The following is a 13344-nucleotide window of genomic DNA, read 5'->3' on the forward strand; positions in this document are numbered from 1 at the left end:
TAGTAATCCGGTTTGACGTACACCACTGGTCTTTTCGGAAAGGGTTGGGGGGCGAAGCGAGCGGAACGAACCTGTCCCTGAACCGCGTCTGCGGGTCGAGGTTCCGCGCGCCGTGATGCTGTTTCGAACTGGTCCAATGGCAGCAAGGTTGATCCACCTCGGGGGCCCGGTAGCCGGGCTTCAGCGTGTCGAAGCACGCCGTACATCGCGGCACTTGGGGGTGGCGGCTGACGTGGCTTTGCAACGCGGCGGCGAACGCACTGGATGTCTGGTGCTCGACTTTACGTAAAGTTTGCTTTACTACACGCCAGTCATGTGTCGAACCGGCGACCGAGGAGCCGAGCATGGACGAACGCTTGCTTTACGCGGCCATCGTGATCCTGGTGTTTGGCTATCTCGCCGGCCTGAGTGTCTACGGCTTGGCCGCCACCATGCGCCGCCGCTGAGCCTGGCTAAGCGCTGCGCACGCGCCCCCGCGTTACGCCGCTAGACCAACCGTCGCCGTGAACTCCAGAAGGGCGCGACTGGGCCGGGCAGGTGCTGGCGCTGCGCCGGGCTTGGAGGGGTGCCGCCAAGCCGGGCCAGACGGGAGCGGTCCAGGCGCCGAGTGGGTGCTCTTGTCCGGACCGCCCCCACCCCTGGAGGCATTGGGGTGCCTTGATCCAGGGGCCCTGGGCACGCCGTCCACGTCGCTCGACGCCGGGACGAGGCGCCCAATATTCCGATACGAGATTCGCACCCTCATGTGAACTTTACTTTACAACAAAATGAGGCAACTTTGCCGCCGAAAGCATGGTGGCGGGACGGGTGTCGGGATTGACGTTGCAAGGGACAATGGCGGCGCTGCTGGTCATGGCGGCGTTGCTGGTCATGGCAGCGCTGCTGGCCTGGCAAGGCGCTGGCCGCCGTGCGCGCATGGAGCAATGTTTGCAGGACACGGGGTCACGCCAGCTGTGCGCGCGCATGGATGCTATGGGCAAGCTGCCGGCGGGCGGGGCGCAGTCGCGGTGAACGCCAATTTCAAAGCCCCAGGCGATGGCCAGTCGACGTTGTTCGAAGCGGCGTGCCGGGAGCGGGAGCGGGCACGCCGGGCGCTGGTCGGCACAGTGCTGCTGACGGCCATTGCGACGCTGGTCATTTTCGTCATGGGCATGGCCGTGACGCAAAGCGACGTGACGTGGGCGGTGATGCGGGCGCTGCTTGGGCGGTAACGCGCGGCTGGCGAATGAGGCATGCGGGACTTTGCTGCGCCAGCGTTTGGCGGCGCGGCGCGGCGGGGTTTTTAGGGCTGCTGGCGGCGGCGACGGCGGCGCGAAAGCGCCAATAGTCACTTTGCACACTTTTGTGCTTTTTGCCGCCGCGCTGACTGCGCCGCTTGTCGGTCAGAGCGGCATTGGCGCTCCGAAAGTGCCCACCTTGACATGGAGAAACTGCAGGGGAGCAAGACTGTAGGGTTGGTTCCTGCTCGGTGGGACCAGTCCCTCTTTGCTCCCCTGCACGACCGCTGCCGAACCGCTCGGTCGTGAACGGACTTTGACCCGCGTTGAGCGCCCGGTCATTCCCGGTAGTTACCGGGTGCCAGCCACGTCATGACGCACGAAAACAGGGCCGGCGCGACCCCGGCATTGCCCGCGCGCGTGTCGCACCCACCCTCGCCGGCGGCGCTTGCCCCCGTGAACAATCGGCAGGCCGGATGACAAGTTATGTTTTCCAGCGTAACTGCGCGCGTTCAAGTCTGGAGGTCGGCGTGTATCCTGGTGCATCCGCCGGGGGTGAGCAAAACGACTTGCCCCCGCTACCCGTTGAGCAGGCGGCCAAGGCGCTCGAGCACATGGAAGCCGCCCTGCAAATCCTCGACGACTGCAAGCTGTCCGCCATTGCCGGGGCCCGCCTCGACCATGCCATCGAAGTGCTTCGCGAAGAGATCGGCAAGACCGCCGCGGACTAGCAGCGCCGCCTGGCCGGGCCGTGCCAGTCAATGCGTTTCGGCAAGGGTCTCCGACAGGTAAAGCTCAAGCGCGTCACGCGCCGCGGCGGTCAAGTGAACGTGCATGCGGTCCGGGCTGGTCGAATGCGCAACGCGCTCGACATGCCCCTCGTCCGTCAAAACGTTCAGCCAGCGCAACGTGACGCTCGGCGACACCCCCGACAGCCCCGTCAAGTTGGTGATGGTCGGGCCGTCGTTGTGCTGCTCGCCAATGTAAATGGCCAGCAATATCTCCCAGCCCGGCTCCCCGAACAGGTCCCTTCCGAACATGTCCGTCCGCTTGCGCCTATGTTCGAGGATCTGCCTCGCCCGCCTGACCAGTGGCCCCTCGTGCGTCCCGTCCGAGTGCTTGCGGACGAGTGACAACCGCCCGAATGCGCGTGCGGTCCTGGAGGCGGCGCGACGCGTCATTCCGGCCCCGCCGTCATGCGGCTTGCCGTTCCGGCTCGGGCGCCTGGAGCACGGCACAGCCGATCTTGAGCCGCGCGCGCATTGTCGAAAGCGTCGCCGGCGACACGTTAATCTGCAGCGCCTGCAGCTGCTGCCCCATCCACGGGGTGGGTAGGCCCAGCGGAGTGACGGGCCAGCCGACGGAGAGAAGCGCCGGGACGCGTTGCGCCTCGGTCACCAAAGTATAGCGCGTGATGGCATTGAGGAGCGCAAACTCGACCAGCGCGAGCGACAGCAGCCGGTGGACCCTGACCACCGACGTCCCGGCAATGGCCGTTGGACGGCTGACCAGCCGCGAGATCTCCCAGCAGTCGTCGCCACGCGGCACGGGCCCCGCGCAAAGCTCGCCGAACAGATCCGACAGCATGTGCGGGCCCACGGTGGGCAGTAGCCGCACCGACCCCTCGTGGTCGCCGTTTTCGAGCGACCGCACCAGCAAGTAGACGGCGCGGTGATCGTCGAAGTCGTCGACCTCCAGCCAGCTGCACGCTGACGCCAATTTCCACCCCAGAGTATCGACAAACACGCGCTTGCGGTCCTGGTGCATCTGCATCAGCGGCGCCGCGAAATTGAGCCGTTGCTCGGGCAGGACAAGTTCGACTTTCACGACACCGTCAATGCCCCGCCAGCGGCACATGATCATCCCCGGTAGTTACCGGGTCCGCGTGACGCGCGTGCGCCTGTTAGGGTCTGACCCAGCATCACCGGAGACCAGTCGATGAACGCCCCGAACCTCAACCTTGCGGTGACACGGCCTGACCCGGTGCGCCTCCGCCCGGACTTTCCCACGGTATCGCGTGACCGGCTGGCGGGCATCCCCGGCCGCAAGGGCCTGCCGTTCCTCGGCGTCCTGCCCGAAGCCGTCAGCAACCCCTACGCGTTCAGCAAAGCCATGTATGAGCGCTTTGGGCCCATTCATCGCTTCTACGCCTGCGGCAACTGGAACGTTCAGCTCGTCGGCCCCGAGGCCAACGAGTTTGTCCTGTTCGACCGCGACGCCAATTTTTCCGCGTTCGGCGGCTGGCAGCCCGTGTTCGGCCGCCACTTCGACGGCGGCCTGCTGCTGCGCGATGGCGATGATCATCGCTGGCACCGCAAGTTGATTGCCTCGGCGTTCAAGCAGGACCAGCTTCAATCCTATTTGTCGACGTTCGCCGGCAACATCGCGCAGCTGGCGCCCGGCGCCTCGACCCCGGTGCTCGAGGCTTACGAGTTTGCGCAACAGCTGACCTTCGCCAACGGCTATTCCGCCTTCCTCGGCCGTGACGCGCGTGATGCCACCCGCAATGACCTGCTCGCCTTTCGCTACATGATGCGCTCAGCGACGGCCGTGTCGCCCTGGGCGTTGCCCGGGACGGCGCATGCGCGCGCCAATTGGGCAAAGCGTCACATCGCGCGGCTGCTTGAGCCTCTGTTCGACACCGAGCCCAGCCCGGAACGGACGGACCTGGCGGCGGCGCTAGTGCGAATGTACCGCTCCGGGCTGCTCGACCGCCGCGAGGTCCTGGCCCACTTGACGTTCACCATCGCGGCCTCGTTCGATGCCTTGTCGTCGGGGACCGTCTCGACACTCCATTACCTGTCCCGCGACCTTCAGTGGCAGGCGCGGGTCCGCGACGAGCTTTGCGCGGCGATCCCGTCGCCTGCCGCCATCACCATTGTCCAGCTGCAAGCGTGCCAGCTGAGCGAATGGGCATTCAAGGAAGCGTTGCGGCTCAATGCCGCCGCCCCCGTGCTGTGGCGCCGCGCGGTGCGTGACGTCGAGTTCGAGGGGCACGCGCTGCCCGCCGGCACGGTCGTCGGCGTCAACCCCATGCTGACCCACTTGCTGGACGGCCTGTGGGCGGATCCTCACCGCTTCGACCCGGACCGCTTTGGCCCCGAGCCAAGCCGGCTCCGTCATCGCTACGCTTACGTGCCGTTTGGCGGTGGCGCTCACGGCTGCCTCGGCGCCAATTTCGCGTCTCTCCAGGTCCGGGCTCTGCTACGTACGCTGCTCGAGCGGTTCGAAATTCGGCCCGCCGACGACCGCCCGCAGCAATGGTACCATTGGCCAAACTGCCGCCCGGTGGGCGGCATGCGCCTGGCGCTGCGCCCGCTCTAGTCGATCACTTCCGAAAAGCAGATCTCGCTCTGGAACAGAGCGCGCACGATCAGCTGGGTGCGCGTCGCGACGGAGTAGCGGCGCTTGGCCGCTTCCATGTGCTCATTGACCGTCTTGGGCCTGATGCTGAGCAGCTCGGCAATGACGCTGTCGCTTTTCCCGCGCGCTGCAAAAAGCACGCAGTCGCGCTGGCGGTCGGTCAGCGGCGCCGGGACCACGTACTCCTCGCTCGACCGTGTGTCGCGAAGGAGGATCTGGCGGGCGGCTTCGAATGAAAAGCACCCGAGCGCCTGCGCCGCCGGCAGGTTCCGGACCGGCAGGGACTCCCGCCGCCTGACGGCAAAGTGGCATGACCCGAATGTTTCGCCGGGCACGTGATTGGGGACCGTGTATCCCTCGGCCAGGCCGTGGCGCGCAGCCCCCAGCATGTAGGCCCTCTCGCGCGCCCCAAGCGGCACGTGGCGGTCGAGGTCGCTCCACAGAAAACCCGACGACGCCCGCTCCGCAGCGCGCAGCACGGGCTCGCGGAAGGCTTCGTCTTCCCGGATCTTGGCAAGCCACTCGATGGGGTAGTCGGACAGGCGGACCTTGTCGTTCGACGGGCGCCCGAACCGAATGTGGTGGACAATGGCAAAGTAATCGAAGCCGAGCTGGCGCGTCGTTTGCGACACGGCGTCCCGTAAAGCGGTCATGTCGCTGATCGATGCGACCGCGGTCGCGAACTCCTGGACCGCTTCGAAGCCGGCATGCCGGCTGGTCCGGATGATGCCGCCGTGCGCCGGTTGTGCCATGCCCCTTCCGGTCACGAGCGGGCGGCTCCCCGTGGCATGAGGCACGCGTGGTTTGTTTCCTTGCTCGGCAGAAGCAACCGGTCAGTCGTGCGACGTCTCCTTCCAGGGTGGCGGGGTCGTCTCTCCCGTTCATGGCCTCGCGAAGCTCGCTTGCAACTATAGACGCACGATGGCGCGCTTTCCGCAATAATGAATTGCGGCGGGTTGCGAAATTGACGTGGCCGTAGGGCCAGGCGGCCTTGAGGGGACACGCTTCCGGTAGGCCAGTTCAATCGCTCACGAAGGCTAACCGCCTTCTCAGCCGGACGTTTGACACTTTCATCCTGATCTGCCGGTCCGCCTGCCTGAGGACACTCGGGGGCCATCTCGCACTGCAGCGAATGGCGGTCAGCAATCGCGTCCATATTCTGTGCGGACTCGATATCGCGCCCGGTGACGCTCTTCGAGCTGGGGTTAGTTAGATAAACGTGGACCCGGTTCCCACACGTTCCAGACGCATGACGATGCGGTGATCGATCAGGTAATCGAGCGCGGCAAGGCTTTTGCCGATGCCGGCGCTTCCGGCTTGTCGTCACGCGCCTCGCCGAGTTGCGGCAGATCGAGCGCATGGCTCGCAATGTACGATTGCCGCTCAAGATAATCGCCTTTCCAGGAGCGCCCTCAAAATCGGAATGGGCCAGTGTCGGCGTAGCGCGGATCAGCCACGGGCCGTTCCCGCATCGCACGTTGATGGCGGTGCTCGAAGGACATGGCTCGCGAAGTCATTCTGTTGCCGATCGGAGGCCTGGCACGCAGCGCTTGTCGCGAAGATCCACGAAACCACCCAAAGACGTGCGGCGGCAAGTGATGGCCCGCCGTCGACACAATATTCGTGCCGCACCCATGGCAGCGGTAAATGCCTGAATGGGGCGCCGCAGTCGCCGGGGCGTGCAGTTGGTCGAACGCTGCGCTGTTGCTGTGGGTCAGGAATTGCTGGTGTTTGTAAACGGCCATGTTGGGTCTCCAGGCAGGTCTCCCGGCGCGAAGCTGGCCACCGCCATGGCCACCCTCCCGTGGCCGCCCCCGCCTCACCCCATGGAGACGTCCCACCCGGCGAAAGCCGCATTGGCAAATGCGCTTATGCGGGCCCTCCAGGCAGGGCCGCGCCGCACAGGCATGCGCGGCCAATTGGGCCCGCCGCGTTCAAAGTCACTTTTCACATTATTGCGCTGGCGGCTGTTTGAAACACATGCCACCGCCGTCGCGTCGCTTTTCTTTTTCAAAATTTGAGACTGCCGCGCGGGGGTAGCCAGCACAAAAGTGCGTTTAGTTACTATTGGCCGTGGCCCGCTGTTTGGCGCTCACCCGCCGCGTCCCCAACGCTTCCACAATGGCGTCGGCGCCAGCCTTGGCGCCGTCCGGCAAATTGGCATTGCGAAACTCGGGCAGGATTTTTTCCGCGAGCATTGCCTGCAGCGCGCGTCCGTCAAAATTGCCCGCGCGCCGTCGCCCGTCGCGATCCGGACTCTGCGTTCATTTGGCGCGACCAGCACGACCGTGCCGTCATCATAGCCGCGCCGTTGCTGGCACCCGTTCAGCCCAATCGCGCTCCTACGGCATCACGAGTGTATCCCCGCTCTGGATCAAGGGCGCGTTCAGTCCGGAGAGGTGGGATACATCGCCTTTGAGGGCAGCGCCGAGCTTCGGCCGAAGAAATTGCATCTGCTGGCCATTCTTCCGCAGGATCGTGACACTCGAGACGTCCGCAAATTCCGTTGGTCCGCCAGCAATACCAATTGCCTCGAGGGCATTCACATACCTTCCCGGCGTAAAAGTACCCGGGCTCTTCACCTTGCCGATCACGGAAAACTGATAGCCCGAGGGGTTCTTCACGCTCACCGTGACCTGAGGCACTTCGCCGCGATACTGGGGGCGCAAGGCGGCGGTGATGTACCGCTCAAGGTCAGCAGGAAGTTGCCCTGCAGCTACGATTTGGCCGGCAAGGGGGAAAGCGAACGAGCCGTCAGGCAGCACCCTGACCGTGCGCTGAAGGCGCTCATCGCCCCAAACCATCACTTCCAGCTCGTCGCCTGGATTGATCCGATACGCAGGCCCAGCCTGCAGGGTTGATGGGGATTGCTGTGCGGAAACCGCGGACCAGCTACACGCGAACAAGGCCGCCGCTGCGATGCATGTCATCATTCTCATTCGCCAACCTACTCAACAAACTCAAAGACTTGCGTTCAGCGAGTCGCGGTTAATTGCGAATGAATGGCTTGTTGTCGGGAGCTTTATTTTGTGCGCTTGGCGCGCGCGTTGTCGACCGCTTGTTAGAATTGCAATAATCTTCGAGACTGGAACTCAGAGTTTTGCGGGGGGCGGAGCTGTGAAGCTTTGGTACTGGGTGTTCATGCTTCCTTGGGCGCTCATCATGCTTTTGGGGATCGCAGTAATCCACGATTACGGTTTTGATGCCATCTTGCCTCTCGATGGTCCTGGCTACTGGGCTGAACTTGCGATCAAAGTGTTGATCTTGCTTTTCCCGGTTTACGCTTTTCCCTTTGCTCGAAAGACGAAACGGTTACGGTCCTAAAGTTTACCCGTCGACCCAAACTGGCAGTCCCCCACCAGGCCGAACGCATCCTCCAATTTGTTCGCCTCGTGCTCGCAGTCGTCTGCCAGGAACAAAAGATCGGCGACGACCTGATGATCGGCGGTATTGGTTGCAAGCTCCCGGAAATACGCTGCTCGTCTACGATAATCAGCGATGTACTCGGGCATCGCCAACGCAGAGCAGGGGAAGGGTTACTTTGACCTAAACCACCGCTCCGAAGTGGTGAGACTTTGCCTTGCCGCGGAACGGGTTCCGACCCAACTTGCCGCGACCGGGTCCGACCACTTACTGCCGCTAGAACTTCGTGCGGCCTCGTCGGTTATTGCCTGATGGACGACAATCCTGACCAGAAGACTATTCAAAATAAAACCTCGACCAAGACGGCTGCGTCTGGATCCGCTCAGCGAAAGGTCGCGCGATCTGGTGCGCGGACGTCGGACCGAAAGACGGTGGCCGAAGTCCTGCCGCAGTGGCTTGCCTCGATCGACCACGATGAAAACTGCTGAGAAAGAAAGCTAAGCCGATATGGGCATTCTTGTTGCGGTCGTGTTTGGCGCAGTCATTGGCTGGGGCGCGAGCGTCTTGTTGAGGACCTCAACGTCAGAGGGGATTTTGCTGGACGTTGCGGCGGGTTTCCTTGGCTCTCTTCCGGCAGCGTCACTCTTGGGGCACGACTTCATTCTCGACAGTCTGCTCGCCGGAGGACTGGGCGCCCTGATGGGCGTTGCTGTCTTGAACCTCGTGCGCTTCAGGCTGGCGCCCTCTTCGACACGCTCTCCCAACGAACAACCGTAGGAACGGTTCTTCGGTACAGTCCGTTTGGCCGTGATGCCGCTATTCTTCTTCAATCAAGCCGGTGCGATCTACGACCCCGATGTCGAGGGCATTGAACTGGCGACCATTTCTGACGCCCGCATTCAAGCCGTGAAATTTGCCGGCGAGGCGCTGCGCGACCGGCCGGAGCTAACATGGCTTGGCGACGAGTATCGCGTCGAAGTGACCGACGAAAAACAACTCATCCTGTTCACCTTCGTCGCAATCGCCGTTGATGCACCTGCAGCAAAAGCAATGTTCCCGAAGGGCTAAGACCCGTCTCGTGCGACTTTCTCCACTCGAGTGCGTTGTGAGAGCATGACAAAAATCATTCCGAAGGCTCGTAGGACCGAATCCAAGCAAGAGCGCGCGGATCGCATAAAACAAACAAACCAAAAGGCATTGGTTGCTGCACTCCTCACCGAAGAACAGATTGACGCGATGATCCGCGGAAACATTGCGCTCCATGGTGCATAGTTTTTCAATGTCGAAATGGGTGGTTGAGAGCTGGGAATGGCGGACGCTGATGACCGAGCCCGAGCAAGAGGCGCTCTCCGAAATACCGAACGAGGGGGATGCGTGCTGACCTGCTCGCTCGCCAGTCGTGACGCGTGGCGTCAAAGCTTAGGTCCGTCGGCCGGGGCAACTGCGGCACTGCCGCAGTGGTTCGCGAGCCTCTGTCAGGTTGAGAATCGCTAATGCGCAGGAGCCAAGCAGGTCTCTGTTCCGAGAACTCGTCTGGCCGTCACCTCTGGATCGTGAGTTCCACGAGGGAGCATACCTCTCAGGGGCTGACGCTCTACTTCTGTAAGGCCTGTCAAATGGAAGCCATGGAAGGGCAAAAGGGCGAACAGGTCTAAAGCCGTCAAATCTCCGCCGCCCGCTTGCCGCACTCTGAGCAGCGAAGTCGCTCCCGGAGCCCCCAAAGTTTTTCAGGACGGCGAGCGCTACTGCCGCCTCGGCGCTGGTCAGAACGTTCTTCCTCCCCTCGGTCGCGCATTCGACCGACAGTTTGAGCCCGAAGCGGACGAAGTCCCTCGTTGTGCGGAATCCTTCCGCCGCTAGCGTGGTGAGACCGAACCGCGAGCACGGGCGCCTGCGGATTGTGGCAAGTGGAAGCTTTCGACGTAAAGCGGTCACCAGAGCGTGCGTGGCTGGCGCCGGCGCACCTAAGAGACGTGAGCCACTATCACTTTGGTACCCGGTTTTTGGTCAGCCACCTCGACGGTGGCATCCAGCTGTTTCGCAAGCGCTTCGACAATCCCTGTGCCGAGTCCTGGCTTCGCGCCACTCTCTGCTGCCATTCCGTCCCCATCGTCACCGACCGTTAGCGACCATCCTTCGTCGTTCGATGAGTAGTCGACTTCAATCTGGCCCTTCCGGTTCGGGCCGGGGAACGCGTGCTTGAGCGCATTGATGACAAGTTCGGTGACTATCAGGCCAAGACTGACCGAAACATTGGCATTTGTGACCGTCTCGTCGACCTTCGACGATAGGGAGATCCGGTTTGCATCGTCGATCATGGACGCGCCGATGCTGGCGCACAGGTCACTCAGGTATTTTTTCAGTTCGACCTTATCGGCACTCTTCATCGCCAGCTGCTTTTGCAGCGTGGCAATCGACATGACCCTCTGATGTGCGTCCTGGAGATGGGTCCGGGTCTCTTCGGATTGCACTCGGCGAGCGCTCTGCATGAGGACGCTGGCGATGATCTGGAGGCTGTTCGCTACGCGGTGCTGAAGCTCCTGTAGGAGGATCTGGTTTCGCTGCACCAGTTCATCCTTGAGTCTCTCGGCCAAGCGCGCGGACGTGATGTCCGTCACGGCTAGAACAATCCTGGGCTGCTCAGCGTTGCCATACTCGAGTTTGTGTGCGTTGAGCACCAGGCAGGCAGGTTCGTGCCCCTTGCGTTTGAGGTCCATCTCGTAAGCGTCGATCGAAGCGGCGTCGTCGAATGTGGCGCGGAGCAGCGAATTGAGCTGCGGCACATCCCATTCCCCGTCCCCCAAAGCCGCGAGCTTCGTCCCGTTTACCGTCGATGGATCGATCCCGAACGCACTGCAAAACGATCCGCTTGCTCCGATTACGGTCAAGTCATCGGCGAGCAACAGCAATGGAGCCTTCGATGAAACAATCAAGGCTGTGCCGAGAGCAGTGACAGTGTTCGACACGGGGATGGCCTGCGACATTGTCTATGCCTCTTTCGCTGTCGCCAACGCCGATCGAACGGCTGTGGCGACAAGTTCGTTGGTGAATGGCTTTACGATCAGCGGATGGTGAGGCATGCGCTTTACCACATCGGCTGGGCTACCGGTGATGAAGATGACGGGAATGGGTGGGCCGCCACATATCTGGTCCACCGCATCGATCCCGCTGCCGGGATTCAATTGCACATCCGCGGTAATAAGGTCTGGGCATTTTAGCTGCGCGGCCACAATCGCCTGCTCCGTCGAATTCACGACGTCAAACGAGGTGAACCCGCATTCTTCCAATATGTCCTGGATGGACATCGCGATCAGTGTTTCATCTTCGATGATCAGTGCGTGCATTGCCGCGCTCCTTGAGGGGAACGCGCCACGGCTCCAGCACCAAAGCCCCACTGAATGACTGGTGATATGGCCTCAACGGATTGGACCGCTGATCGTTGCAATGCGGCGGAAGTCGACCATCAAGAGCGCGTGCTTCTAGCGTTCGCTTTCCACCAGTTCCTGCCGCGACAGTCGTCGACCCATTGCGCACATTTCTCATCCGCCTAGACGGAGCGTGTGCCAAAAACCTTGAGACACTGGACGTGGCTAGCGCCCGCACTCGCCTTGCTCCTTGTTGGAATCAATGCCGGTGCCACCCTATCGCCACCACTGATTGGGGTGGGCCTGATTGGTGCGGTGCTGGCCGCTGTCCATCATGCCGAATTGATTGCGCATCGCGTTGGCGAGCCTTTCGGGACTTTCCTGCTGGCGATCGCTGTGACCATTATCGAGCTTGGGCTGATCATCACCTTGATGGCTTCGGGCGGCGAGAGCGCGGCCACATTGGCGCGGGACACAGTGTTCGCTGCCGTTATGATCATCCTCAACGGCCTGGTGGGTCTTTGCATCCTGATCGGAGCTGTCGGACACAAAGAGCAGGTCTTTCAGCAAACGGGGGTCAGCGCGTCGCTTGCCACGATATGCGCTTTGACGGTGCTTACCCTTGTCCTGCCCAACTTCACCACCAGTGAGCCGGGTCCCGTCTACGCCCCCTCGCAACTGGGCTTCGTCGCAGTCGTATCGTTTCTCCTCTACATCACCTTCGTTGCGGTACAGACAGTTCGGCACCGTGACTATTTCCTTCCGGATCTGGCCGTCATCGCGAATAACGAGATTCACGCGGAGCCCCCGTCGAATGGGGTGACCCTTATTTCCGCGGTCTTGCTGATTTCCTGCCTTGGCGCCGTAGTGCTGTTGGCCAAGGCACTTGCTCCGCCAATCGAACGTGCCGTCGCGGCCGCCGGTGCGCCGATTGCCATCGTTGGTGTCATCATTGCCGGCCTGGTTCTCTTGCCAGAGAGCGTGGCAGCAGTGCGGGCCGCGCACGCAAACCGCCTCCAAACCAGCCTCAACTTGGGCCTGGGTTCGGCTTTGGCGACCATCGGGCTCACGATCCCGGCAGTCGCCGCCTTGTCGCTTGCGATAGGTCTACCGATTGCCCTTGGCCTGGACGTCAAGAGTGCCGTACTGCTCTTTTTGACGTTGGTCGTCTCAACTTTGACGCTCGGGACTGGCCGGACCACAGTCCTTCAGGGAGCGGTGCACCTGGTGATCTTCGCAGTCTATCTGTTTACAACCGTGGTTCCTTAGGCATTTGCTCTGCACTCATCGGCGACGAGTCCATACTCTGTGAGTGGAGCTAGGGTTGGAAGCATGCAGGCTTTCACCTTTGAATAGGTAATTCCGCACTCTTGTGGTAAGCTCTCCCATCGCAGGCTTTCCCCTAAGCATCTTGTGACTGAGAGACTTTGTGCTCCCGCTTGAAGCAGGAGTCCGAAGTGACCGGTCATTCGACAAGAGCTGGGGCAGCTACCGCCCCCGAAAGCAGCGAAGACGATCTTCGCCGCTATGGAATCTCCACCGAGGAGCGCGTTAGCTACCTCTGGAACGGCTATCGCTATTCCAATGCCGGCGACGCCATCGCCGCTGCGAAACGCGCAGCCCGATGATGCCGCAGGGGTCAAGTTTTGGAGCCGAGCGAACGTCCATGCGCACCGTCCGCTTCGCGCGGCCTTTCAAGGTCGGCAATTCGGACGAAATTCTGCCTGCCGGCGACTATCAAGTAGAGACGGTCGAGCAGTCCATGGATGCGGCACAAGGGACTGTTCATGTGCGCAAAAGCACTACCTTGATCATTCCGACCGCCACCGGCTTTCGATGCCGTGAAATTCCAGCAGCACAGCTCGAAGACGCCCTCGCTCAGGACTCTAATCGGCAGCTCGAAGAGCCGTCCGAGAATCCCGATCGTGAGAAATCAGACAGCGTTGCGTGAGTGCTCTCGACACGGGCAGCACGTTCAAGCGAGTTATCCTTAATGTCTTGGGCGAATGGGATTGCCGAAACGGCGGATCATCCCT

Annotated in this window: 17 protein-coding genes; 9 read left to right on the plus strand and 8 right to left on the minus strand. The window is 62.0% G+C overall.

The window, feature by feature from the left end:
- Positions 1–792 precede the first annotated feature (792 nt).
- The 3 genes from ABD928_RS05955 (at position 793) to ABD928_RS05965 (ending at position 1948) form a co-directional block, all read left to right on the plus strand.
- Positions 793–1011, plus strand: a complete 219-nt coding sequence (locus ABD928_RS05955; protein ID WP_345167041.1) for a hypothetical protein — start codon at positions 793–795, stop codon at positions 1009–1011.
- The gene (locus tag ABD928_RS05960; RefSeq protein ID WP_187713822.1) at positions 1008–1211 is read left to right on the plus strand and encodes a hypothetical protein; all 204 of its coding nucleotides are present in this window, start codon (positions 1008–1010) and stop codon (positions 1209–1211) included. The genes ABD928_RS05955 and ABD928_RS05960 overlap by 4 nt, the downstream gene beginning before the upstream one ends.
- Before the next feature lie 482 nt (positions 1212–1693).
- Positions 1694–1948 (plus strand): hypothetical protein, encoded by a 255-nt coding sequence (locus ABD928_RS05965; RefSeq protein WP_345167046.1) that lies wholly within the window; start codon positions 1694–1696, stop codon positions 1946–1948.
- Positions 1949–1975: 27 nt separating this feature from the next.
- On the opposite strand, the gene ABD928_RS05970 is transcribed toward ABD928_RS05965, so the two are convergent.
- Together ABD928_RS05970 and ABD928_RS05975 are read right to left on the minus strand one after the other, a co-directional pair.
- On the minus strand, positions 1976–2398 hold the full coding sequence (locus tag ABD928_RS05970) for a MarR family winged helix-turn-helix transcriptional regulator (protein WP_345167049.1): 423 nt from the start codon (positions 2396–2398) through the stop codon (positions 1976–1978).
- Between the two features lie 13 nt (positions 2399–2411).
- Complete coding sequence (locus tag ABD928_RS05975) at positions 2412–3044, minus strand: acyl-homoserine-lactone synthase (RefSeq protein WP_345167053.1); 633 nt, start codon at positions 3042–3044, stop codon at positions 2412–2414.
- A gap of 111 nt (positions 3045–3155) precedes the next feature.
- Here ABD928_RS05975 and ABD928_RS05980 point away from each other — a divergent pair, with 111 nt between their 5' ends.
- Complete coding sequence (locus ABD928_RS05980; RefSeq protein ID WP_345167057.1) at positions 3156–4541, plus strand: cytochrome P450; 1386 nt, start codon at positions 3156–3158, stop codon at positions 4539–4541.
- Here the strand turns inward: ABD928_RS05980 and ABD928_RS05985 are convergent.
- From ABD928_RS05985 to ABD928_RS05995, 4 genes are all read right to left on the minus strand, one after another.
- Complete coding sequence (locus ABD928_RS05985; RefSeq protein WP_187713818.1) at positions 4538–5332, minus strand: LuxR family transcriptional regulator; 795 nt, start codon at positions 5330–5332, stop codon at positions 4538–4540. The two genes, ABD928_RS05980 and ABD928_RS05985, sit on opposite strands and share 4 nt — an antisense overlap.
- 1340 nt (positions 5333–6672) lie before the next feature.
- Positions 6673–6915 carry a TPM domain-containing protein gene (locus ABD928_RS15405; protein ID WP_187715851.1) on the minus strand — a complete coding sequence of 81 codons (243 nt, stop codon included), beginning with the start codon at positions 6913–6915 and terminating at the stop codon, positions 6673–6675.
- 7 nt (positions 6916–6922) lie between these two features.
- Complete coding sequence (locus ABD928_RS05990; RefSeq protein ID WP_187715850.1) at positions 6923–7510, minus strand: polysaccharide biosynthesis/export family protein; 588 nt, start codon at positions 7508–7510, stop codon at positions 6923–6925.
- A 390-nt stretch (positions 7511–7900) separates the two neighbouring features.
- Positions 7901–8092, minus strand: a complete 192-nt coding sequence (locus ABD928_RS05995) for a hypothetical protein (RefSeq protein ID WP_187713817.1) — start codon at positions 8090–8092, stop codon at positions 7901–7903.
- 358 nt (positions 8093–8450) lie between these two features.
- On the opposite strand from ABD928_RS05995, the gene ABD928_RS06000 reads away from it, so the two are divergent.
- Positions 8451–8720, plus strand: coding sequence for a GlsB/YeaQ/YmgE family stress response membrane protein (locus ABD928_RS06000; protein WP_187713816.1), 270 nt, complete (start codon positions 8451–8453; stop codon positions 8718–8720).
- A 33-nt stretch (positions 8721–8753) separates the two neighbouring features.
- The gene (locus ABD928_RS06005; protein ID WP_345167065.1) at positions 8754–9011 is read left to right on the plus strand and encodes a DUF6894 family protein; all 258 of its coding nucleotides are present in this window, start codon (positions 8754–8756) and stop codon (positions 9009–9011) included.
- 896 nt (positions 9012–9907) lie between these two features.
- Here the strand turns inward: ABD928_RS06005 and ABD928_RS06010 are convergent.
- On the minus strand, positions 9908–10927 hold the full coding sequence (locus tag ABD928_RS06010; RefSeq protein WP_187713814.1) for a sensor histidine kinase: 1020 nt from the start codon (positions 10925–10927) through the stop codon (positions 9908–9910).
- 3 nt (positions 10928–10930) lie between these two features.
- Positions 10931–11287, minus strand: a complete 357-nt coding sequence (locus ABD928_RS06015; protein ID WP_187713813.1) for a response regulator — start codon at positions 11285–11287, stop codon at positions 10931–10933.
- Between the two features lie 264 nt (positions 11288–11551).
- Here ABD928_RS06015 and ABD928_RS06020 point away from each other — a divergent pair, with 264 nt between their 5' ends.
- From ABD928_RS06020 to ABD928_RS06030, 3 genes are all read left to right on the plus strand, one after another.
- Positions 11552–12577, plus strand: coding sequence for a calcium:cation antiporter (locus tag ABD928_RS06020; protein ID WP_223276113.1), 1026 nt, complete (start codon positions 11552–11554; stop codon positions 12575–12577).
- Positions 12578–12765: 188 nt separating this feature from the next.
- Entirely contained in the window at positions 12766–12936 is a 171-nt protein-coding gene (locus ABD928_RS06025; protein WP_187713811.1) for a hypothetical protein, read from the plus strand.
- A gap of 38 nt (positions 12937–12974) precedes the next feature.
- Positions 12975–13259, plus strand: a complete 285-nt coding sequence (locus ABD928_RS06030; protein WP_187713810.1) for a hypothetical protein — start codon at positions 12975–12977, stop codon at positions 13257–13259.
- Positions 13260–13344 lie beyond the last annotated feature (85 nt).

It is taken from the genome of Sphingomonas daechungensis, assembly GCF_039543105.1.
GTDB classification, from domain to species: domain Bacteria; phylum Pseudomonadota; class Alphaproteobacteria; order Sphingomonadales; family Sphingomonadaceae; genus Sphingomicrobium; species Sphingomicrobium daechungense.